Origin of the sequence: Neptuniibacter marinus, from assembly GCF_965223595.1 — a bacterium.
Classification (GTDB): Bacteria; Pseudomonadota; Gammaproteobacteria; order Pseudomonadales; family Balneatricaceae; genus Neptuniibacter; species Neptuniibacter marinus.
On the sequence record NZ_OZ245004.1, the window covers coordinates 2,070,777 to 2,092,188 of the forward strand.

The 21,412-nt window shown below is 43.6% G+C and carries 21 protein-coding genes; 13 read left to right on the plus strand and 8 right to left on the minus strand.

Features of this window, described 5'->3' with window-relative positions; all coding sequences use genetic code 11:
- The first annotated feature begins 25 nt into the window (after positions 1 to 25).
- From ACOQOE_RS09675 to ACOQOE_RS09690, 4 genes are all read left to right on the plus strand, one after another.
- Positions 26 to 658, plus strand: a complete 633-nt coding sequence (locus ACOQOE_RS09675; RefSeq protein WP_067865403.1) for a hypothetical protein — start codon at positions 26 to 28, stop codon at positions 656 to 658.
- Positions 659 to 722: 64 nt separating this feature from the next.
- Positions 723 to 1,085 carry a roadblock/LC7 domain-containing protein gene (locus ACOQOE_RS09680; RefSeq protein WP_067865400.1) on the plus strand — a complete coding sequence of 121 codons (363 nt, stop codon included), beginning with the start codon at positions 723 to 725 and terminating at the stop codon, positions 1,083 to 1,085.
- A 34-nt stretch (positions 1,086 to 1,119) separates the two neighbouring features.
- A complete protein-coding gene (locus ACOQOE_RS09685; RefSeq protein ID WP_067865397.1) occupies positions 1,120 to 1,590 on the plus strand; it encodes a PAS domain-containing protein in 471 nt (156 codons plus the stop codon).
- 12 nt (positions 1,591 to 1,602) lie between these two features.
- Positions 1,603 to 2,352: a phosphate/phosphite/phosphonate ABC transporter substrate-binding protein gene (locus tag ACOQOE_RS09690; protein WP_420553866.1), complete on the plus strand. Its 750-nt coding sequence runs from the start codon at positions 1,603 to 1,605 to the stop codon at positions 2,350 to 2,352.
- A gap of 65 nt (positions 2,353 to 2,417) precedes the next feature.
- On the opposite strand, the gene ACOQOE_RS09695 is transcribed toward ACOQOE_RS09690, so the two are convergent.
- The 3 genes from ACOQOE_RS09695 to trxC form a co-directional block, all read right to left on the minus strand.
- Positions 2,418 to 2,720, minus strand: a complete 303-nt coding sequence (locus ACOQOE_RS09695) for an antibiotic biosynthesis monooxygenase family protein (protein ID WP_067865393.1) — start codon at positions 2,718 to 2,720, stop codon at positions 2,418 to 2,420.
- 80 nt (positions 2,721 to 2,800) lie between these two features.
- Positions 2,801 to 4,942, minus strand: a complete 2,142-nt coding sequence (locus tag ACOQOE_RS09700) for a Tex family protein (protein ID WP_420553867.1) — start codon at positions 4,940 to 4,942, stop codon at positions 2,801 to 2,803.
- A gap of 7 nt (positions 4,943 to 4,949) precedes the next feature.
- Positions 4,950 to 5,468: a thioredoxin TrxC gene (gene trxC, locus ACOQOE_RS09705; protein ID WP_231867958.1), complete on the minus strand. Its 519-nt coding sequence runs from the start codon at positions 5,466 to 5,468 to the stop codon at positions 4,950 to 4,952.
- Positions 5,469 to 5,545: 77 nt separating this feature from the next.
- Between trxC and ACOQOE_RS09710 the strand changes: the two genes are divergently transcribed.
- The 5 genes from ACOQOE_RS09710 (at position 5,546) to ACOQOE_RS09730 (ending at position 12,596) form a co-directional block, all read left to right on the plus strand.
- A complete protein-coding gene (locus ACOQOE_RS09710) occupies positions 5,546 to 5,971 on the plus strand; it encodes an acyl-CoA thioesterase (RefSeq protein WP_067865664.1) in 426 nt (141 codons plus the stop codon).
- Positions 5,972 to 5,974: 3 nt separating this feature from the next.
- The gene (locus tag ACOQOE_RS09715) at positions 5,975 to 6,418 is read left to right on the plus strand and encodes a hypothetical protein (protein WP_420553868.1); all 444 of its coding nucleotides are present in this window, start codon (positions 5,975 to 5,977) and stop codon (positions 6,416 to 6,418) included.
- Positions 6,419 to 6,459: 41 nt separating this feature from the next.
- Entirely contained in the window at positions 6,460 to 7,971 is a 1,512-nt protein-coding gene (gene sbcD / locus ACOQOE_RS09720) for an exonuclease subunit SbcD (RefSeq protein WP_420553869.1), read from the plus strand.
- A complete protein-coding gene (locus ACOQOE_RS09725) occupies positions 7,968 to 11,660 on the plus strand; it encodes an SbcC/MukB-like Walker B domain-containing protein (protein WP_420553870.1) in 3,693 nt (1,230 codons plus the stop codon). Before sbcD ends, ACOQOE_RS09725 begins: the two co-directional genes overlap by 4 nt.
- 393 nt (positions 11,661 to 12,053) lie before the next feature.
- Positions 12,054 to 12,596, plus strand: a complete 543-nt coding sequence (locus ACOQOE_RS09730) for a GNAT family N-acetyltransferase (RefSeq protein WP_420553871.1) — start codon at positions 12,054 to 12,056, stop codon at positions 12,594 to 12,596.
- A gap of 46 nt (positions 12,597 to 12,642) precedes the next feature.
- On the opposite strand, the gene ACOQOE_RS09735 is transcribed toward ACOQOE_RS09730, so the two are convergent.
- The 3 genes from ACOQOE_RS09735 to ACOQOE_RS09745 all read right to left on the minus strand — a co-directional run bounded on the left by ACOQOE_RS09735 (position 12,643) and on the right by ACOQOE_RS09745 (position 15,210).
- Complete coding sequence (locus ACOQOE_RS09735) at positions 12,643 to 13,350, minus strand: reverse transcriptase domain-containing protein (protein WP_420553872.1); 708 nt, start codon at positions 13,348 to 13,350, stop codon at positions 12,643 to 12,645.
- 212 nt (positions 13,351 to 13,562) lie between these two features.
- On the minus strand, positions 13,563 to 14,057 hold the full coding sequence (locus ACOQOE_RS09740; protein ID WP_420553873.1) for a hypothetical protein: 495 nt from the start codon (positions 14,055 to 14,057) through the stop codon (positions 13,563 to 13,565).
- Positions 14,058 to 14,241: 184 nt separating this feature from the next.
- Entirely contained in the window at positions 14,242 to 15,210 is a 969-nt protein-coding gene (locus tag ACOQOE_RS09745) for a transposase (protein ID WP_420553874.1), read from the minus strand.
- A 30-nt stretch (positions 15,211 to 15,240) separates the two neighbouring features.
- Here ACOQOE_RS09745 and ACOQOE_RS09750 point away from each other — a divergent pair, with 30 nt between their 5' ends.
- The 3 genes from ACOQOE_RS09750 to ACOQOE_RS09760 all read left to right on the plus strand — a co-directional run bounded on the left by ACOQOE_RS09750 (position 15,241) and on the right by ACOQOE_RS09760 (position 16,830).
- Positions 15,241 to 15,543, plus strand: coding sequence for a hypothetical protein (locus tag ACOQOE_RS09750; RefSeq protein ID WP_420553875.1), 303 nt, complete (start codon positions 15,241 to 15,243; stop codon positions 15,541 to 15,543).
- A 234-nt stretch (positions 15,544 to 15,777) separates the two neighbouring features.
- Positions 15,778 to 16,131 (plus strand): DOPA 4,5-dioxygenase family protein, encoded by a 354-nt coding sequence (locus tag ACOQOE_RS09755; RefSeq protein WP_067864975.1) that lies wholly within the window; start codon positions 15,778 to 15,780, stop codon positions 16,129 to 16,131.
- A 306-nt stretch (positions 16,132 to 16,437) separates the two neighbouring features.
- A complete protein-coding gene (locus ACOQOE_RS09760; RefSeq protein WP_067864973.1) occupies positions 16,438 to 16,830 on the plus strand; it encodes a VOC family protein in 393 nt (130 codons plus the stop codon).
- A 145-nt stretch (positions 16,831 to 16,975) separates the two neighbouring features.
- Here the strand turns inward: ACOQOE_RS09760 and ACOQOE_RS09765 are convergent, their stop codons facing one another.
- Positions 16,976 to 18,838 (minus strand): methyl-accepting chemotaxis protein, encoded by a 1,863-nt coding sequence (locus tag ACOQOE_RS09765; protein ID WP_067864971.1) that lies wholly within the window; start codon positions 18,836 to 18,838, stop codon positions 16,976 to 16,978.
- A gap of 403 nt (positions 18,839 to 19,241) precedes the next feature.
- On the opposite strand from ACOQOE_RS09765, the gene ACOQOE_RS09770 reads away from it, so the two are divergent.
- Complete coding sequence (locus ACOQOE_RS09770; protein WP_067864967.1) at positions 19,242 to 20,261, plus strand: methyltransferase; 1,020 nt, start codon at positions 19,242 to 19,244, stop codon at positions 20,259 to 20,261.
- Positions 20,262 to 20,389: 128 nt separating this feature from the next.
- Here ACOQOE_RS09770 and ACOQOE_RS09775 read toward each other — a convergent pair whose 3' ends face one another.
- Complete coding sequence (locus tag ACOQOE_RS09775; RefSeq protein ID WP_420553876.1) at positions 20,390 to 21,331, minus strand: LysR family transcriptional regulator; 942 nt, start codon at positions 21,329 to 21,331, stop codon at positions 20,390 to 20,392.
- Between the last annotated feature and the right edge of the window lie 81 nt (positions 21,332 to 21,412).

Genomic DNA, 21,412 nt, shown 5'->3' on the forward strand with positions numbered 1-21,412 from the left:
AGACGATAGGTTTCGGAGTTAATTTGTGACGAGTGCTACTATTCAGAATCAGTTTATTCAAATCTGTCCGGCGGGTGCCTTCTATGCAACTGTAGGATCAGAGCCTGATGATGCCAGAGCTCTACTATTGCAGCTTCTTAGTACAGATGTGTCGCTGCCTTTTAGTCACGAGCTGATCATGGAGTTGACTGACTTAGAAGAAACGGAAGCGAAAGAGCTTTTTGATAAGCTATTAGAGAAGAATTTTGTCCAGTTGAGTGACACACCCGTGCGTGTTGTTGATGATTCTATTGAAAAAATTCTTCCTAGCTTATTGGCAAACCTTTCCAGTACTTCTAAGGTTGCGTTAGCGGACGATCATGGTTTTTGCCTGGGTTCTACCGGCTATAATCCAGATCATGCTGAAGCACTATGTGCTTTAGCCGCTGATATTAGTTCACTGCATGAGAGGCATAGTCTTCTTCTTAATCGCGACCTTTCATTTATGGGAGAGTCATGGGGAATGCTTGATCCAGTTGGGTTAAGCCAAGTTGGTTTCTGGGTGATTCATTTAGGCCATCAGCGCTTTGTGCTGGTTATCGATCAGATGCCACGATTGAATCACAACAATTATGTTGATTTATTAAGTGCCTTAGCAAGGCGCTATCTCGATTATTGATGTTGATCAATAAACGATTTTTAAATTCCTGTATTTTAACGCCTTACATAAAAGGAGTATGTATATGCGCTCAGAAATGTTGACCTCTATACTGAGTGACTTGAACGGAACTTCGGCAGAAATCGAAGCGTCCGCTGTCATTTCAACAGATGGTCTAATGATCGCAGCTCTTCTTCCAGCGGGTCTGGATGAAGATAGAGTCGGTGCAATGAGTGCGGCAATGCTTTCACTAGGTGAACGTACTGCCACTGAGCTTGCACGTGGAGAACTAGAACAAGTACTCGTAAAAGGTGATAAAGGTTACATACTGATGACTCATGCAAATGATGAATCCGTATTGACTGTTGTTGCCAAACCGAATGCTCGTCTTGGCTTAATCTTTTTGGATGTAAAACGTGCAGCAGAGGCAATAGGGAAGATACTCTAAACCGTTTTCTCCAAGTAACAGAATAGGTTTTTTGATGCCTGAACATGATGTGAAAGATGTTCGTGATGTTCGTGATACAGTCATCAACTATCATGATGGAACTTCTCGTAAAGCAATCGTTCTTGATCGAGAGGTTCCTTATCCTGAGGGAAAACTGATCGTTTCCCGCACTGATACTCAAGGCGTTATTACTCATGCTAATCAAGCATTTGTGGAAATGTCGGGCTATACTGAAGATGAATTAATTGGTGCTAATCACTACATTCTTCGGCATCCCGACATGCCCTCAGTGGCTTTCGCTGGGCTTTGGGAAACAATAGAAGCAGGTAATAAGTGGCATGGATACGTAAAGAATTTACGTAAAGATGGTGCTTATTATTGGGTCAAAGCGACAGTTATTCCAAACATACGTAATGGTGTGGTTGTTGGATATACCTCAGTAAGGCGTAAACCTTCACGCAGTAAAGTTTCTGAAAGTGAAGCGCTATATAAAACACTTAGCTAGGTTACGTCTCAAATGACATTAAATTTAACGGTTAGTCCTGATTTTGCGCCCGACCATATTTCTGGCTGGTTTATTTTCAATACTTGGTTACAGAGACAGTTAGGAACTGGGGTTCACCTAGAGCTTTATGATTGTTTTGATACCCAACGTAAAGATATTAAATCCGGTAAGTTTGATCTGGTTTATGCGAACCCCTTTGATGCGTCTATGTTAGTGCGCGAACTTGGTTTTAAAGCGCTCGTACGGCCCATATCAAAGCCTGATGAAACTATTATCGCAACCCATAAAGATGCTGCCATCCAATCGGTAGAGGACTTAAAGCCTGGGGCGACCTTAGTTACAACCGATGACCCTGACGTTAACCGCATTGGTATGATCATGCTGGAACCAGCAGATCTGGATGCAAGTAATACAGAAACCTTAGCCGTTGATAGTTATGTGATCGTTGCTAAAAATGTATTAAATCAAGATGCGGATGTCGGTTTTTTTCTAAAGGATGCCTATGATGAGCTATCTGATCTCATTAAAAACCAGATGAAAGTTTTGGTGAGTAGTGAAATTAGTGTTGTGCATCACACCTTGTTATTAAGTCCTAAATTGCAAAAATATGCGTCTACCATTCAACAGCGGCTCATTAAAATGATGGATGATGAAAAAGGGCGTAGTGTGCTTGAAAGTATGAACCTTCTTGGCTGGGAGGCGATGACTGAAGAGGAAACCGAGTTTATGATCGACTTGATAGATACCTTGATCGACGAATAGTTATCTTAGTCTTCGGTTTTGTAGAGCAACCACATAAAGTGATTGCTCTGCTGATTCTTTTATTCTTATAGTACTGAGCTAAAGCCTTCAAATGAGGGCGGTCCTAAATAAATATCGGTGGCGGGCTTAGCATTAGCGTGCGCTTTACGGAAAGCTTCTGATTTAGTCCACCCCATAAATGCCTCTTCCGATTCCCAAACACTATGAGACGCGAACAGAGTACATTCCTCGTCGGTTTTGCCTTGTAGAAGGTTAAAGCTTTTAAATCCAGGGACTTCATCTAGAAAAGTTTCACGATTTTTCCAGATATTAATAAAGTCATCTTCCTTTCCGAGTGCGATTCTGAATCTATTCATTGCTACATACATTGATACAGTACCTACTGATTCTTTAAAAAATTAATATAACCGATTAAATGACAACAACCTATCTGTCATTACTACGTTTATTATTGATCCGCTTTCATACTAAGAGCGATACGTTTTCTTTTAATATCGACTTCAGTTACGCGTACGCTAACGATTTGACCGGGTTTAACAACAGTATGGGGATCTTTAACAAACTTATTCGCCAACTGAGATATATGCACAAGCCCATCTTGATGTACGCCTATATCAACAAAAGCGCCAAAGTTAGTGACGTTGGTCACCGTACCTTCTAGTTTCATGCCCTCATGTAGATCAGCGATGCTTTCAACACCCTCTAGTAATCTAGCAGTTTTGAACTCAGGGCGAGGGTCACGTCCGGGCTTTTCTAATTCAGCCATGACGTCAGCAATCGTATATTGTCCATATTTAGCACTGATAAAATCAGAGGGGTTTAGCTTAGCTAACGAATGCTTGTCACCGATTAGCTGTGCAATAGGGCAGTTACTGCGTTTGGCTATTTGCGTAACCAAATCATAAGATTCGGGATGTACCGCAGAATTATCAAGAGGTTGAGTGCCATTTCGTATTCTTAAAAACGCTGCGGATTGCTCGTAAGCTTTAGGGCCAAGTCTAGGAACCTTCAACAACTGCTGACGCGACTTAAAACGACCTATCTCGTTGCGGTACTGAACAATGTTGTTTGCCAACGTTTGATTTAGCCCAGAGACTCGGGTTAACAGCGCTTCGGAGGCACTATTCAGATCAACCCCCACCGCATTTACACAATCCTCTATAACGGTTTCTAACTGCTCAGAAAGGTGGTTTTGGTTCACGTCATGTTGATATTGTCCGACACCAATCGCTTTAGGCTCAATTTTAACCAACTCTGCAAGAGGGTCTTGCAAACGCCTTGCAATGGAAACGGCACCTCGAATCGTAACATCTAGATCGGGAAACTCTTTTGTGGCGAGTTCCGAGGCTGAATAAACTGACGCACCCGCTTCACTGGTAATCAGTTTTTGCGCATGGATATCAGTGTGTTCCTGTAATAGTTCAGTAACCAGCTTTTCCGTTTCTCTTGAACCTGTGCCATTACCAATGCTGATTAACTCGACTTGATAGCGGTGACAAAGTTCGTAGAGTTTGTCCTTAGAGGGCTGCCAATCGTTTTTAGGCGGGTGAGGATAGATAGTCGTGTAGTTGATCAGTTTTCCTGTTTCATCAACCACAACGGCTTTAACGCCGGTTCTAAGGCCAGGGTCCAATCCTAAGGTAACTTTAAGGCCAGCTGGAGCGCTGAGTAGCAGATCTCTAAGATTACGGCTAAAGACCAAAATAGCTTCGTTCTCTGCTTGCTCTTTGTAATGCTGTATCAACTCTTTTTGAAGCTTAGTGCGTAAGCGGGTTTTCCAGCAGTTTTTGAGTTGATCCTGCAACCATTCTGCGCCCTCACCATTACGAGGTAGTTGTAAGTATCGAGTAATCAGTTGTTGGCAATGCTCTTCGTCGGGAATGATAAGCTTTAGTTTTAATATGCCTTCATTAGTGCCACGTAACTGAGCTAGCATCCGATGGGAGGGGATTATTTTTAGCTTCTCAGTGTAATCAAAATAATCTCTAAATTTAGTGCCGGCGTATTCCTGTCCTTTAACGACTGAGGCGTGCAGTTGCGCCTGCTCAGTTAAGGTGGAACGTAAACGGTTTAACAGCTCAGCATGTTCACAGATGCGATCGCTCAGTATAGCGCTGGCACCTTCTAGTACCCCATCAATATCAACAAAGCCTTTGTCTGGATTTACAAAGCCGCTACTTAATTGAGAAGGGGTGGTGTGAGGCTTCGCGATAATCTTATCTAAGAGTTGATCAAGCAGTGCCTCACGGGCTATCTGTGCTTTAGTACGGCGCTTACTTTTATAAGGAAGATAAAGGTCTTCTAGTTGTGTTTTGTTATCCGTTGATAGAATCGCCTGTCTTAACTGAGGTGTAAGGCTGGACTGTTCTTCTATATTTTTAAGAATAACGTCTCGGCGGGCATCTAATTCTCTTAAATAGATAAGTCGTTGGGATAAAATGCGTAACTGTTGGTCGTCCAGTGCACCGGTTAACTCTTTACGGTAGCGGGCAATAAAAGGCACGGTATCGCCACCATCTAAAAGCTTTATTGCGGCGTCAATCTGAGGGAGCTTAACGCCCAGCTCATCAGCAATTTTTTTCGCTATCATCTGTAGATCAAGCCTTATTCAGAGTTTGCAAGATCCACTGTTTTAACTGGGCTTCTTGTAATGCACCTGATACGCGATCGATCTCATGACCATTTTGGAACATGATAATGGTTGGAATGCTTCTGATATGCACATTCGCACTAACTTTTTGAGCCTGTTCTGTATCTACTTTAGCAAACAGCAGTGTTTCAGATTCTGCCGCTGTTTTTTCAAAAATAGGTTTCATCATTTGACAAGGGCCACACCAGCTTGCCCAGAAATCGACAATTACGGGTAGTTCGCTTTGGCTGATATATTTCTCAAAATTAGCATCGGTTAATTCAGCGGGGCTATAAGTATGCAGTGCGCCTTTACACTTTCCACACTTTCCCTGCAGATGAGACTTGTCATCAGGTATGCGGTTGGAGGTCATGCAAGTAGGGCAGACAATGATCATAACGTTCTCTCTAAACTCTGTGTTTACAAATATAATAACGTGCATCACAACTGATATGGAGATAAAAATAGATCTATTCTTTAAAGTCATATTAATCGCCTTTTCCAAAGGCGCTGTAATCCTCTATGCTACGGCCATATTTTATTGAAGGTGATAGGTTTTCATTTATGAGTGATCAGAATAATAAACCCCAAACACGGGGCCGTTTAACAACAAGAACGATTGCGATGCCAGCCGATACTAACCCATCAGGTGATATCTTTGGGGGGTGGGTTTTATCGCAAATGGATATAGCGGCAGGTATCTGTGCTGGACAGCGAGCGCAGACACGTGTTGTGACAGCATCCCTAGATAGTATGAGCTTCATCCGGCCTGTAAAAGTAGGGGATATTCTGGGTGTTTACACGGATGTCACCCGCGTGGGGCGCAGTTCGATGGATATCCATGTAGAAGCTTGGGTGCGCCGAGGCCGTATAGGGCAACGTGAAAAAGTAACCGAAGCGACCTTTAAATTTGTTGCTATTGATGAGCAGGGCAATCCAACACCTGTACCAGCTGAAGCGGATCTCCCTGATTACGTAATGGAGCTATAAACCGTGACGCAATTTGTGCCTGTGGAAGCGCTTGTTCCACTTGAGGTTGAGTCAGGATGTAATTATGCCTATCTGGTCATGCAAGAGGATTCGGCAGATAAATTGTTTCTTGCTTATGCTGCTAAGCGTGACTTTCTTTCTGTTCCACTGACTTACAAGATAGTTTGCTTTAGCAGTTCATCTGTTTTGGAAGTTCATAAAATGGGCATGGATGAATATCTGGATGGGTTTGAGGAGGATGTTCTGATTCCTGAGCCTGGTTTCTACCAGTTTGAAACTCATGATGATGGTAGCGATTCCGCAGAGGAAGAGCTTGATATTATGCTCTTGGCTGATCCCGTTAGTGTGCTTGAAATTATGTATGAACGTATGGATAAACTACCTGAGGTTTACCATTGCGCTGATGCAAAAATCGCACTTATTACTGCCTTGTCCGCCCTAAGCTAGCGGAGTAGAACGGTACAAATGATAAGGAAGTTCAAAGCTCTATGATGCGTATTTTACACACCTCTGATTGGCATCTTGGTCAACACTTTATAGGTAAAAGCAGATTAGCTGAACATCAAAAATTTATTCAATGGATGCTTGATAAAGTTAAAGAAAAACAAATAGATGCAGTGGTTATTGCAGGTGATATATACGATACGGGATCGCCACCCAGTTACGCCCGTGAGCTATATAATCAGCTGGTAGTTTCTATCAATAAGCTAGGCTGTCAGCTTATAGTTTTAGGTGGAAATCATGATTCAGTTTCAACCTTAAATGAATCTAAAGGACTGCTTAAATACCTAAGCGCTGATGTTATTGCCAATGTGCAAGACAACCTAAATGATCAGGTGATTACACTTAACAATCGTCAGGGCGAACCTTCAGCCATTTTGTGTGCGATACCCTATATAAGACCCCGAGATGTACTGCAAAGTCATGCGAATGAATCGGCTAACGATAAAGCGCAAGCGCTAGGTAATGGGATTGCCGAGCATTATCAGAAGGTATATGAAGCAGCCGATCAAAAACGCAAAGCACTAGGATTAGAACTGCCGATTATTGCCACTGGCCACTTAACCGCTATGGGGGTTAAAAGCTCAGATTCGGTAAGAGATATCTATGTGGGTTCCTTAGAGGCCTTTCCGGCGAGTGCCTTTCCGCCTGCCGATTATATCGCGCTAGGTCATATACACCGTCCGCAGATCGTCGCTAAATCGGAACATATACGTTATTGCGGATCGCCCATCGCATTGAGTTTTGATGAACTGGGCAGTCAAAAACAGGTGCTAATGGTTGAGTTTGATGATACCGCTTTAGTGAGTGTAGAGCCGCTCTATGTCCCTCAATTTCAGCCTATGCAAGTGATTAAGGGAGATCTTAAAACTATTGAAGAGGCACTGCTTGAGATTGATCGCACTGAGCATGAGTTACCTGTATGGCTTTCTATTGAAGTTGAAACTCAAGATTACCTGAATGACCTGACACAACGTATAGAGAAACTAACTCAAGATATGCCGGTTGAGGTATTACTCCTACGTCGAGCGCGTAAGCAGCGCTCTAGCGAGATGATCCGTCAAGAGAAAGAGACACTGGATGAGCTGAATCCCTTTGAGGTCTTTGAACGGCGCTTAGAAAGTGAAGTATTTGAAGGTGACGAAGACAAACTTCGCCTGCAACGAATTAAAGAACGTTTTGCCCAGATTGTTAATCAAGTGGAAGAGGAGAGCGGTTTCGCCCCGAGTAAGCCGGTTTCTACAGCCATTGATGCCGCTAAGGTTGTTCCTGAAACGACAAGGCTAGCGCTTAATGAGGCTATGCCCATAGTGACAGATGTAGAACCTGTCGCGTCAACTCAAGTTGAAGCTGAAGCCTTGCCCTTGTTTGATGAGGAGCCACCGCTTTCAGCGACCTCAGCGGTACAGGTTACCTCCACCGTACCCGCAAAAAAATCTAAAAAAGAGAGTGACGCACCGATTGTGGATGATCTTTTTGCAACGGGAGATGATGTATGAAAATTCTATCCCTACGTTTTAAAAACATTAACTCCCTGAAAAACGAATGGAAAATTGATTTCACAAAATCGCCTTTTGTCGACAATGGCTTGTTTGCCATTATCGGGCCGACCGGTGCAGGCAAAACCACCATTCTTGATGCCATCTGTCTCGCCCTTTATCACCGCACACCTCGATTGGTTAATATTTCTAAGTCGACCAACGAGCTGATGACGCGAGGTGCAGCGGATGCGTTAGCGGAAGTTGAATTTGAAGTAAAAGGTAAACGCTATAGGGCATTTTGGAGTCAACGCCGTTCTCGTAACCAGGTAGATGGAAACCTGCAAGACGCTAAAGTTGAGCTGGCAGATATCACCGACTCACCGATAGGTACTATTCTGGCCAGTCAGATTAAAGTGAAGAGCCAGTTAATTGAGCAGATAAGCGGTTTGGATTTCGATCGTTTCACTAAATCGATGATGCTCTCCCAGGGACAGTTCGCAGCGTTTTTAAATGCCGATGCCAATGAGCGAGCAGAACTACTCGAAGAGTTAACCGGCACTGAGATCTATGGTCTTATCTCTGAAAAAGTCTTTCTCCGTTATAGTGAAAGCAAACAAGCCTTAGAGAAGCTACAAGCTAAAGCTGAAGGTGTGGAACTGCTTACGCAAGAGCGTTTAACTGAGCTTATGGAAAAACGTGACGCCCTAGGTCAGCAGTTTACGGAGAAAAATAGCCAGCTTGAGCAGTTACAAAAACAAGCCACCTTTTTGGCTGAAAAGAAAAAAGCGCTTAATACACTGGCTCAAACAGAGAGGGAACTGGTTACAGCAGAGGAACAGCTTGCGCGTGAAAAACAGAATTTTGAGCGTTTAGCGCAAAGCACATTGGCCGAAAAGCTAAGCCACGTTTATAACCCGTTAAAAGCGAACGAACCTAAGTTAGTAAAAATCGATGCTGAGTTAAGCGCGTTAGCCGAGTCGAAAGCGCAAAAGCGCACAGAGGTCGAGACGCTACAGACCCGCCAGAGCGTAGAGCAGGATGCCCTGCAAACCTTAAAGCAAAACAATACCGCGTTAGAAACACTGTTAAATGAAAAAGTGGTGCCACTCGATGCCGCTTATCAGCAGCAGGTTGATCAGTTAAAGGAAAAAGAGTCCCAGCTTCAACAGCTACAATCAGAGCAAGTGGAGTGCGAACAGACACTTAAGAATAATCAACAACGCAGTGATGAACTAAACCAGCGCCGTGGCGAGATCAGCAGTCTATTAACCAACCCGTCTATCAATAAAGCGTTAGTGGATAAACTCCCCCTTTGGCGCGCACAGTTTGGGCGAATGATAGAGCTGCAAGCGGTTGAGCAAGCTAAACAAGCTGAGTTAACAGAGCTACAGCAAACACGGGTTGAACAGCAACAGCAACTGAGCCAGGCGGATAAACAGCTAGATGAGGCAAGGTTAAACGTGGCCCATGCCCAGCAGCAGCTCGATAACCAAGCCGCATCACATCAACAGGATAGCCAAACCTTACAGACCTTTCTTGAGCAATCTTTACATAGGGTGATGGGGGAGCGTGGTGTTGTTGGACAGCTACCCGCTATCGCCTCAAGTTTTACAAAACTGTCGGCAGAGAAAACAGCGCTACAGGATAAAATAGCGCAAGCAAATCAAGATAAGCAGCACATTGATCAGCAGCTCAAGCAGTTTCGGGAAGCGTATAAAGATAAACGCGAGCAGCTTAGCGATATAGAACAGCGCTTAACATTAGAAAAACAGATCTCAGATCTGACGGCAGCGAGACAGCAACTTCAACCGGATCAGCCTTGTCCTTTGTGTGGCTCAAAAGAGCACCCGCTGGTGGATAGCTATCAAGAGATAGATCAGAGTGAAACGGAGTTACGTTATACTAAGCTTAAAAGCACGCTGGAAAATATCCAAAATCAGGGAATTGAGCTTAAAGCGGAACTGGGTAAGCAGGAGCAGTTGCTTCAAAGCGCTACTGAGCGTCTAGAGCAGATCGACACCGATATACAACAGGAGATGGATCGTTGGCAGGGGCTTGTATCGGGTCTGCCTTATGCTAATCCATCCCAATCACCCATTGATATAAACGATCAGGCCGCTTATGCCGCGTTAGCTCAGGCGCTTGAGCAACGAATGGCCTTTTTGCAAACACAGATTGAAGAAGCAAAACGCTACAACGCTCAAGTGCAAGCCGCCCAAACCCAATTACAGCAGGAGGAAGGGCAGCAAGCGTTAACGCAAAAAGCGTTAAATTATAGCGAGCAAACCATTAGCTCTTTGAGCCAAACGCTTAAAAAAGTAGTAGAAGAGAGCGAAACCCTCAAACAAAGCCTAGCCGAAAGCATCGGTGCACAACAGTTGCCGATGCCAGAGCTTGCAAATGCGACGCAGTGGCTAGAACAACTTAGTGCAACGGTAGAAAGCTACCTAAAAGCTGAAGAAGAAAAACAGCAGATAGAGATAGAGATCGCCGCACTCACTTCAGAGCGAGAGCAAACCCAGCGACAGGCAGAAAAAATCACACAGAGGCTGGGACAAGTTACGACAGAATTACAGGCCATTAAGGAGCGAGCTGAGAGCAATCGTCAGCAGCGCTACGCATTATTTGCCGATAAACAGGTGGATGAGGCGCGGCAACAGGCCCAAACTGCGCTACGGGACTCAGAGCAGAGCTATCAAACGACCCATGAGCAGCATCAGCTTATCAATCAGCAGCTACAGGATCTTAACGCAACAGAAAATGCGTTGCAGGAGCAGAGGGCGAGTTTACATACAGAGGGTGAACAACTCCGTAATGAGTGGGATGCGCAACTGGCTCAGAGTCCTTTTGGGAGTGAGGCCGAGTACCTAGCGGCGCTACTTAATGATGAGCAGCGTGCGCAACTGCAAGAACAGAAAGATCAACTAAGCACCGCATTGCAGCGATCTATCGCGTTAAAAGAGCAAGCAGAGCAACGGTTAGAAACATTACTTGCTGAGTATAGCGGGGGAGAAAGCGACCCTGAAGCACTGCCGAGTCTTGAGCAACGCATGAGTGAAGACAAAGAGGCGTTAAGAGAGATAACCCATGAACAAGGCCAAGTCAGTGCTCTGCTAGATGATGATAAAGCCCGCCGTGAGGGACAAACTCAGCTCTTTAAGCAAATTGAAGCCTCTAAACAGCAGTACGATGATTTAGCCTACCTACAAAGCTTAATTGGTTCGCAAAAGGGGGATAAGTTTAGACGCTTTGCCCAAGGCCTAACACTTGATCATCTAGTCCACCTTGCTAACGTTCAGCTAGAACGACTGCATGGCCGTTACTGCTTACAGCGCAAACAGGGCGCAGCCTTAGAGTTAGAAGTGCTGGATACTTGGCAGGCTGACACCTCAAGGGATACCAAAACCCTCTCCGGTGGCGAAAGCTTTTTGGTTAGTTTAGCGCTGGCCTTGGCTCTATCTGATCTAGTGAGCCAAAAAACCAGTATCGACTCACTCTTCCTAGATGAGGGCTTTGGCACCTTAGACAGTGAAACCTTAGACACCGCCCTCGATGCACTCGATAGCCTCAATGCCTCAGGCAAAATGATTGGAGTCATCAGCCATATCGAAGCCATGAAAGAACGAATCCCTGTACAGATTAAAGTGAATAAAATGAGTGGCCTAGGTACAAGCCGACTTGATGAACAGTTTTCTCGGGCGGGGTAATGGATAGACTTACTTTTGGCGAGCCTCTGAACCGTTCTTATGCTTATGTAAAACTAATCAGTAAATAGACGAGACTAGGCTCTTTATCGCTTTTTTATTATCAAATTTCGACTAACGATAGGCCTCCTACAAGGAACATCCTAATCTAGGCGCTCACCCCGTGAGCGAAGGCTTTATAGGAAATATTTTATCCTGCTTTATTTTATGTAAGGATAGTAGGACAATTTTGTATATTTTCTCCGGTAATAGGAAAAGTTAGCTAAGGAAAGCTTATGATAATCAAAGACCTAGGTTGTTTTTCTCAAGTTTTTTTCATGTAGATATATGACAAATTGTCGTGTTTAAACGCGACAATCTGTCATATATTTAGCTGTTAGGCACAGGGAGAGGTAGGTGCCACTGTTTGAAACAGAAAGGTTGATTGCAAGGAAGCTGTCCCATCAAGACGTTCCGGTGCTCACCGCAATGCTCAGTGATTCAGAAGTCATGAAGTTCTCCGTCCGTGGAGTTTGTGACGAAGAAGCTACCCGAAAATTCGTTGATTGGTGCCTTGAGTGTTACGCCACTCATGGGATAGGGCCATGGGCATTGTGTGAGAAAGAATCAGGGAATTTTATCGGCTTCTGCGGCGTTGGACCGGAGTTGGTTGGCGATGTTGAGGAGATCAACCTAGGTTATCGTCTGGCGCGTAGATTCTGGCATCAGGGGTATGCGACAGAAGCAGTAAAAGGTGTTCTCCGGTATGTTTTCGACCAAAAACACTGCGAGTCGGTAGTTGTTATTATCGAGCCGGAGCATACAGCTTCCGTCAGGGTTACGGAGAAGGTCGGGTTCGGAGATTATACGATTCGAGAGTTCCATGCCCGACCTGTGCGGGTGTATCGAATGTCGTGCGACGACTGGGCACTGCATAATCGGGTAGCCGAGGGTCTCTAACCCTCAGCCCCCACAACACCCTGCATGCGGATCCGCACAGGGCGTTTCACTGAGAATGGTGAAGCTTGATCCATCCATCGCGCAATTCATAAAGCCCCTGAGATTTTAAGTAAGCATTGGATAATGCCTGATTAATCCCCGGTGTTTTAGAGCTTCGCCATGGGCCTTTACTGGTAATGCCACACGCAACAGCCGCCTGTACGTGGACGCCTCGACTCATCAGGTTCCTTACCTTGGTGCGTGGCTTTCGCCACTGCCGCCAGTAAGCCATCCTTATTCTGCGCCGAATCCAATGATCTAGATCGACGCAGAGTTGGTAGCAATTGGCGATGCCAAAATAGTTAATCCAGCCACGTATAAATTGGCTGGTTTTGAAGAGCTGATATTTCATCGACACCCCCCAGTTACGATTCGTTAACATGCGTATCCGCTGCTTAAATTTCAGTAGCGTTTTCTCATGCCATTGAATACGACCAGCCTTGAAGGTAAACCCCAAGAACTTACTCTCACTGGTTTTAACGACGCGACTTTTATCGGTATTGACGACCAGCTTCAAGCGGTTTTGCAAGTACTGACTGATACTGCGTAGTACGCGTTCACCTGCTCGCTGACTCTTTACCACTATCGTAAAGTCGTCGGCATAGCGGGCAAACTTATGGCCACGTTTCTCAAGTTCTTTGTCCAGAGGATCGAGCATGATGTTCGCTAGTAGCGGCGATAGTGGCCCGCCTTGCGGTACACCTTCTCGGCTCACACCATAGAACTCAAATAAACAGGGACATGCACTTTTAAAAAAGGTCCCTTCATTTTTTCGTTATAGGTTTTGCAGTTAGGCTTTGTTTTTACTTCAAGTGGCTGATTGATGGTTTTGAGTGTTTATTGGGAGGTATTCGGTGTTTTTGATGTAGCGGTATCTCTCAGCGATTGAGCTGATATTTTATCGGTTGTAGATAAGAAAGGGTGAAGTTAGGCCGCTTGGTTATGCCTTCGTTTTCGTGCGAATTTTTTGTGATAAAGCCTTTCAAACTGAGTGGCGTTATTCAGCCATTCTTCTTGGTTTATTTCTAATCTTTCTAGTATGGGTGGTAGGTGTGCGGATATAGCTCCGCGTTTGTCATCGCGTAGGATTCGGCCTGTCATATCGACTAAGGTTAGATAATCCTCTAGGCTGAATAGAATACCCTGCTGTTCTTTGTTTCGGATATTTCCTTCAAATTGTGCCAGAGGTTTTACAGGGGATTGGAAATGTTGCAAAGCAAACAGTGCTTTTTGAGAGTCTATCGCGGATGTTGAATTGAATTCCGGATTTATGCGCTCTTTGATACTTGTATGCTTTGAGCCTTCCGGTGTTTTAGCCATATCAGCGCGTATAGGGTTTAGATCTACATAGGCCATGCAAGACAGTAATGCTTCTTCGGTTAGTAGGGCTTGCGATTTATAACGAAGAATAAACAGGGACATGCACTTTTAAAAAAGGTCCCTTCATTTTTTCGTTATAGGTTTTGCAGTTAGGCTTTGTTTTTACTTCAAGTGGCTGATTGATGGTTTTAAGTGTTTATTGGGAGATATTCGGTGTTTTTGAGTTAGCCGTATCTCTCAGCGATTGAGCTGATATTTTATCGGTTGTAGATAAGAAAGGGGGAAGTTAGACCGCTTGGTTATGCCTTCGTTTTCGTGCGAACTTTTTGTGATAAAGCCTTTCAAACTGAGTGGCGTTATTCAGCCATTCTTCTTGGTTTATTTCTAATCTTTCTAGTATGGGTGGTAGGTGTGCGGATATAGCTCCGCGTTTGTCATCGCGTAGGATTCGGCCTGTCATATCGACTAAGGTTAGATAATCCTCTAGGCTGAATAGAATACCCTGCTGTTCTTTGTTTCGGATATTTCCTTCAAATTGTGCCAGAGGTTTTACAGGGGATTGGAAATGTTGCAAAGCAAACAGTGCTTTTTGAGAGTCTATCGCGGATGTTGAATTGAATTCCGGATTTATGCGCTCTTTGATACTTGTATGCTTTGAGCCTTCCGGTGTTTTAGCCATATCAGCGCGTATAGGGTTTAGATCTACATAGGCCATGCAAGACAGTAATGCTTCTTCGGTTAGTAGGGCTTGCGATTTATAACGAGACTCCCAGAAGTGGCCAGTGCACTTGTCTTCTTGGTTAGCTTGGCGAGCAATGGGTTCATTTAGACATTTCATAAACCAACTAAGGTTAGCTAAGCGTTCCCGGTAGACTTCTATCATATCACTCACTGTATCGAGTTGAGCTTTGCTGAGAGGCTCACCTGATTGCCATTGCTGAATCAGTAAGGGACCTTTGAATAAACTTAACCAACGCGTTACAACTTCGGTATTTGACCAATTTTGTGCTTGAGTAGGGCAGAGTTTAATCACAATATGAAGATGGTTTGACATCACGGCATAGGCGCAGATATCAATGGAAAAGAGTGAAGATAGAATGCGTATTCGGTCTTCGATCCATTGACGACGGTGTTCGTAGTCTTTACCTGTTGAGTGATCCAAGCCACATAAAAACGAGCGGCGAACACAACGAGAAACAATATGGTAATAGGGGGTATCTTGAACGGATACGAGTTCCTTTCTTGGGCGAGTCATCGGTAAATCCTTTTATCGATGTAATGAATAATGCTGGCTTTGATCTTAGGATTGAGTAAGGGTATTGTCAATTTAAGGGTGCCTGTCCCCTCACTTCTGATCTTAGGATTGAGTAAGGGTATTGTCAATTTAAGGGTGCCTGTCCCCTCACTTTTCTCACTGAGAAATATTAGTGATTCGATTGTATTAAAATGTATTGTAGTCGGGCAACGTCTTGATCATGATGTGGGTGATTACCCAAAACTGAATAAGCGTATTTATCGGCATAAAAATATGCCGTGGAACCTCGTCGATATTGATAAAATTGATGAACCTAATGCAGGTAAAAAATAATAAGTGGGGAGCGACGCTTTTTTCTACACCACACTTGAAGCTTTGGCAAAGGCTGGCCTCCTACTAGGGAGGTTATCATTAGGAAGTCAGCCGAATACTTAATAAGTGCCAAAGCGAAAGGTTAATAGCCGATGAATGCGTCTAATGGGGGGTAAGCAATACCAACCACTTATAGTGTTAATTGTGCTCGGCTTTAATTAAAATTTAAATCTATCTATATAAAAAGGTCCGTTAATGGGTATAGAAAACGCTCCTGTGAATCATCATGATTACTATCATGCCCATGTGTATTTTGAACAGGAAACCTTAGCCTTTGCCACAAAGCTATGTGAACAAGCAGGTGAACGGTTTGGTTTATCGATTGGTAGGGTTCACCAAAAAAATGTGGGGCCTCATCCTAAATGGAGCTGTCAAATAAGCTTTTCATCCAGTGAGTTTGATTTATTTATTCCATGGTTAGAGAAAGAACGTCGTGGTTTAACCGTATTGATCCATGCACTAACCGGTAATAACCTAAAAGATCATACGGATTATGCTTATTGGTTAGGAAAGCCGGCAGAACTTAATTTATCTATATTTAAAAACTAACAAAAAAACATACGAAATAAATTGCGTCGTCTGATGCTTTTAGTTCCGTGGCCGACTTCCGGCCAAAGATTGGCCTTCTTCAAGGGAGACTCTTGCATCGTGCATATAGGTCACTGATACCTAATTAGGGCCATATTCTTTTAAGTTGATTATTGTGATTTTTGATAGACTTTCACAAGGCGTGTGAATTGTGTCACGACCGCTAATAATTGAGTTCTCAGGTGTGTTATATCGCTTAACTTCCAGAGGCAATCCGCACAATGTAAGATCTTACCCTTGAGTTCTTCACACATAAGGGAGTATGGAATGTTTAGTCATGTAATGGTTGGATCAGATGACATTGAAAGATCAAAGAATTTTTATAACTCAGTACTTGGAGTTCTGGGTGTAAAAGAGCCCGTTGTCAATGTTAATGACACAGGGCAGACACGGCTTTTATATATTCATAATGATTCGATTTTCTGCGTAACTGAGCCAATAAACGGTAAGCCAATGAGTGCAGCTAATGGTTCCACTATTGGTTTTACATGCGATTCGTCAGAGCAAGTAAAAGAGTTACATGACGTTGCCGTAGCAAATGGAGGAACTAGTATTGAAAGTCCTCCAGGTTTGCGAAATAACACAACGGGGAAAAAACATTTGTGTTATTTCTTAGACCCAGATGGTCATAAAATTTGTGGCATGTACCGTTGCGATTAGCTATGCCATACAAGTTGCGTAAACGGACAAAAAAACAGTTGGCTATAGCTCGATATACGAGCTGTTTTTAGGCTCAATGTATATCAAATGTCAGTTACTATTCTAAAGCTCTTAAGCTAAGTCTGGGGTTTGCTTTATGTTCCCCTTAAGGGATATGAATTCTTGATGCTTTTAAGGGTTTAGGGTCTAAATTGAATTTTTGACAGTGGGCCTCATAACGTGATTTCAGTTCAGGCTCTCCCAATAAATTGCCGGGCTCGTCACGATACGAGCCATTGCCATCGAGAACGCTACCTTGCCATTTTTGTTCAATCGCCGTGCGCTCTTTCTGTTGCTTAAACCAATGGATAAAACGATTGGCTTGGGCTAATAGGCGATAGCTAGAGGCGCTGCCATTAACCACCATGGTATAGAAAAAAGGACGGGGCGCTAAGTTGCCAGGTATTATTTCAATTTTATCGTACCAAGGGCTTGCTGGGTTTTTACATGCCCAATAGTAGATAGGTAGATCAATACCAAATGCATCGACAACACCGTCAGCAAGGCAGTGGTGGATACGAGATTGATCGGAGTATGCAATTAGGTTATTGAGAGCGATGTTGCCACCCGGTTTTTTTTCGTTACTACTCCAGCGGATGCCAAGGTCCTCTAAGATCATTAAGGCTGCTGGGTCGTTGACCACGCCGACAACTTTATTTTGTAGATCTTGGATGGTGTTGATTCGATGGTCTCCTTTGCGGCGAGCTAGTATCCAAGGCAGGTAGGTATACGCATCGGAATAGGCAACATTGTCATATTCGGCCGAGGGCGGTAAGGCGCTGATGACGATATCTGCGGGTGGTTGGCCAAACTTTTTACCTGATGTTAGCATTTCTGTACACATATCCCATGGCGCTTCGATAAATTCGCATGTAACCCCGAGATAGCGGGCAAATGCGAGTGCATAATCAACATCTAAGCCTTTCAGTGGTTCGCCTAATTTTTCACGGAATGATAAGCCAACAAAACTAGGTTCGATGGCAACACGTAGTTTGCCTCTACGGATTATGTCGTCTAATTGGTCATGCCCAGGATCAGCAACGAGGTATAATTTGTTGAGTGTTTGATTGATCGCTTTAGAGGCTAGATGGACATCTGTACTATTAATATCGACTTGATCTAACCCTTTCGACATAGCTTCGACAACATGGTTAATCAGCTGGTTTTTATTACTGATTCGCTGCATTGAGCCGTTGCTCATTTCTAGGGTTTCAAAGATGACCGTGGTATTCTCCATAACAGCACTAAGCTGTGTAGCAATCGAGTTAAATAGTTCGGTTAATTGCTCTGTGGCCGATTGGGTAACATGGACAAAATTATTCAATTTTTCGGTATTGGCTACGCTAATGTTGCTTAGCTCAGTATTTACTTGTGAAAAGTCGAGTTGTTCGGCTGCTTGATGGGCTTGCTCAGTGGTGATATTTGCAAGGCGTCTCACTTCATCAGCAACTACAGAAAACCCTCGGCCATGTTCACCCGCTCGAGCAGCTTCAATCGATGCATTAAGTGCTAAAAGATTAATCCCTTTACCTATTTTAAGAATACCATCAAGTACCTCGCTTACATTACTAGATTTATCAGCAAGGGAACTGCTTATCGCATCCAATGATTGAGTAATTGAGCTATTCACTTCATCTACTTCTGTTTTTATTTGTTGCTGAAGCGAGCTTACCTTAGTGTTTGAGCTGTTTAAGTAATCGTTGGCAACGTTTAATTCGTCATCTAGTTTTGCGGCACGTTGGTTAATCTCTGAGAGAAAGTTTTCCTGTGCTTCTAAAGCTCTGAAAATTTGGCGAGAGAGTTGTGCCGTTTGGCTGCTAATTAGTTGTAATGCGCGATAGAGGCGCTTTTCATCATCAGATAAGTGGGATGTGTTGATAGTGGGTGGAACGGGGGCGTGGATAATAGGCGCCATGGTATTTGACGTTGCATTTTTTGATCTACTAAAGAGTTTATTTAATAGTGTCATGACTCATTCCAATAGGGTGCCCAGTAAGCAATATTCATAAGCAAATCTTGTTCCACATGAATATAAAATTCATATCAGGAATAAAATTAACTTATTATCGCCATATTATGTCTATCTAGTGGGCGGTTATAACTCAAATAGGTGGCGTAATGGTATGAGAAGTCATATCAGATGACTTGTAGGTAAGTCTCTTTGCACTACTGTTGTGCTTATTTTTGGGTAGCGGTAAAACTAGGTGCAACAGACTGTCGCTAAATGTGGAGCATATAGGATTGTATGCAGCCAAACTCATTTGTAATTCCTTTTATAAACAATGCATTACGTCTATGGCATATAGTTTGCTTTTGAGCTTGGTTAACAATAATAAGTAAAGGAATACGCCGACGGTGGCGTAAAGTATTCTATGTCATTATCTGAAATCAATCCTATTCAGCGTATCAATGAGCTTTACTGGGGATTTGTTATCTCTAGAGCTATTCATGTGGCAGCCAAATTAGGTATTGCTGACCATGTAGATCAGCAGGGTGTGCATGTTAAAACGGTGGCTGAAAAACTCTCGATCAATGAAGACCGCCTTTATCGCTTGATGCGCCTACTTGCATCCTATGAAATCTTTCAAGAAACCGATAAGTTTGTTTTTACTACCACGGCCTTTTCCGACGCGATTAGCACTAGCACTGAAGGCAATTTCTCTGTACGTAATGCTGCGCATATGGTTACAAAATCCATGTGGGAGGCATACGGTCACTTAGAACATAGTGTGCGTACGGGCGAAGATAGTTATACCGATCTTTTTGGTAAAGGTGTGTTTGAGCATCTTGATGATGAAGCTGAAGAAAATGATCAATTTGCGCGAGCGATGCATAACTATGCCGAGTTAGAAAATCCGGTTATTGCAGAATGCTGCCCTGTGGGTCATCTGCACTCTGTGGTTGATGTGGGTGGTGGCCAAGGTGGCTTCTTGAAGGAAATTCTTGCACAACATACTCAGCTCAATGGGATGCTTTTTGATCAGCCTCTTATTATTGAACAGGCCACGCATATCGAGGAAAACTCGGTACTTAACTTACGCTTTGATAAAAGTGGCGGCAGTTTTTTTGAAAAGGTTCCGGCCGGCGCAGATGCTTATTTCCTAAAAAGAATCCTACATGACTGGAGTGATGAGGATTGCTGTAAAATACTGAAAACCGTTAAAGCTGCCATGATGCCTGAGAGTAAGCTCTATGTGATCGATGCGATTGTACCTGAGGGGAATGTCCCGCATTTCTCAAAAGAGATTGAAGCGTTTCTTATGACATGGGGTGGGCAAGAGCGAGATCTGGTTGAATTTGACAAGCTTTGTAAAAAAACGGGGCTCAAAATAACGTCAGTGATTGAAACACCCACGCCGTTGTCGGTATTAGAGATCCAAATCGCTAACTAAGCGGTTCATCCGCTAAAACTATATAGACAAAACCTGACCCTAATTGCAGCGGTAGGTTTTGTGCTTAACACGGATAAGCCGTTTGCAGACTCACATTTGTGGGGAAGGGGGTTAGGGATAGGTAAGTGTTATTGGTACATGTCATCAAAACCTGGAATGTTGTTTTCCCAAATGGGTTTGCCTTTTCCTATGAATTCTCGTACGGCATCAAAGAAAAGTTGTGTACGTACGGGGAGTTCTCGGTGTGGATAGGTGGCATAAAGGTGATTAAATTCAGGCAATTTAATATGGGTCAAAATTGGTGTTAATAAGCCTTTTTTTATTTCATCAGAGACCAGAAATGCAGGTGAAACAAAGTAGGTGCTTCCGGATAAGGCTTTTAAACGAATCGAATCCCCGTCATTGGACCTGAACGTACTGCGGATGGGTACAGCAACTTCTACACCTTGGTCATTGATGTAACTGACCTCATCTATACGTAAGGTCTTGCTGGCATAACTTGCCGCAGGTAATTTTGCGAGTTCTTCAAGTGTTGCGGGTTCTCCATACGTTTGTAGGAATTCCGGCGTGGCTAAAATGACTAGGCGGTTTCGAGCCAGTGGACGTGAAATTAAATTTGAGACTTTAGGTTGGCCAATGCGAAAAGCAAGATCATAACCTTCGCCAACTACATCGACCATACGATCGTCTAAGTTTAATTCGACTTCTACCTGCGGGAAGCGTTTTTGAAAATCGTTTATTACAGGGAGTAAATAGCGTCGCCCAATAATAGCGGAGCTGGTTATTTTTAAGAGGCCGCGGGGTTCGGTGTGATAGTTTTCGGCAATTTGTATGGTTTCACTTAGTAAAAAGCGCATTTCGGTGGCTTTTTTGACCATCTCAGCGCCAGCGGCTGTTAGGGATATCGTACGGGTCGAACGGTTGAGTAAGCGTACGCCTAACTCTTCCTCTAGTTTATTCATCTGTTTGGAAACAACTGAACGATCTATACGGTTAGATTCAGCAACTTTTGCGAAGTTACCAAGTTCAACAACATCTAAAAACATCAGTAAGCGGCTCGTTGTATCCATGAAACTACCCTGTTTAAAAAGCTATTGGTGCCATTTTTGCACTAATCAAATGATAAATTGATTCTATTTTAACACACTCAT

What these genes read in the sequence shown, in the direction of transcription:
- ACOQOE_RS09685 (WP_067865397.1), top strand. Translation starts at nt 1,120, where the DNA reads ATGCCTGAACATGATGTGAAAGATGTTCGTGATGTTCGTGATACAGTC.
- ACOQOE_RS09755 (WP_067864975.1), top strand. Translation starts at nt 15,778, where the DNA reads ATGGGTATAGAAAACGCTCCTGTGAATCATCATGATTACTATCATGCC.
- ACOQOE_RS09745 (WP_420553874.1), bottom strand. Translation starts at nt 15,210, where the DNA reads ATGACTCGCCCAAGAAAGGAACTCGTATCCGTTCAAGATACCCCCTAT.
- ACOQOE_RS09750 (WP_420553875.1), top strand. Translation starts at nt 15,241, where the DNA reads ATGCTGGCTTTGATCTTAGGATTGAGTAAGGGTATTGTCAATTTAAGG.
- ACOQOE_RS09690 (WP_420553866.1), top strand. Translation starts at nt 1,603, where the DNA reads ATGACATTAAATTTAACGGTTAGTCCTGATTTTGCGCCCGACCATATT.
- ACOQOE_RS09695 (WP_067865393.1), bottom strand. Translation starts at nt 2,720, where the DNA reads ATGTATGTAGCAATGAATAGATTCAGAATCGCACTCGGAAAGGAAGAT.
- trxC (WP_231867958.1), bottom strand. Translation starts at nt 5,468, where the DNA reads ATGACTTTAAAGAATAGATCTATTTTTATCTCCATATCAGTTGTGATG.
- ACOQOE_RS09770 (WP_067864967.1), top strand. Translation starts at nt 19,242, where the DNA reads ATGTCATTATCTGAAATCAATCCTATTCAGCGTATCAATGAGCTTTAC.
- ACOQOE_RS09710 (WP_067865664.1), top strand. Translation starts at nt 5,546, where the DNA reads ATGAGTGATCAGAATAATAAACCCCAAACACGGGGCCGTTTAACAACA.
- ACOQOE_RS09725 (WP_420553870.1), top strand. Translation starts at nt 7,968, where the DNA reads ATGAAAATTCTATCCCTACGTTTTAAAAACATTAACTCCCTGAAAAAC.
- ACOQOE_RS09680 (WP_067865400.1), top strand. Translation starts at nt 723, where the DNA reads ATGCGCTCAGAAATGTTGACCTCTATACTGAGTGACTTGAACGGAACT.
- ACOQOE_RS09765 (WP_067864971.1), bottom strand. Translation starts at nt 18,838, where the DNA reads ATGACACTATTAAATAAACTCTTTAGTAGATCAAAAAATGCAACGTCA.
- ACOQOE_RS09700 (WP_420553867.1), bottom strand. Translation starts at nt 4,942, where the DNA reads ATGATAGCGAAAAAAATTGCTGATGAGCTGGGCGTTAAGCTCCCTCAG.
- ACOQOE_RS09775 (WP_420553876.1), bottom strand. Translation starts at nt 21,331, where the DNA reads ATGGATACAACGAGCCGCTTACTGATGTTTTTAGATGTTGTTGAACTT.
- sbcD (WP_420553869.1), top strand. Translation starts at nt 6,460, where the DNA reads ATGATGCGTATTTTACACACCTCTGATTGGCATCTTGGTCAACACTTT.
- ACOQOE_RS09740 (WP_420553873.1), bottom strand. Translation starts at nt 14,057, where the DNA reads ATGTCCCTGTTTATTCTTCGTTATAAATCGCAAGCCCTACTAACCGAA.
- ACOQOE_RS09760 (WP_067864973.1), top strand. Translation starts at nt 16,438, where the DNA reads ATGTTTAGTCATGTAATGGTTGGATCAGATGACATTGAAAGATCAAAG.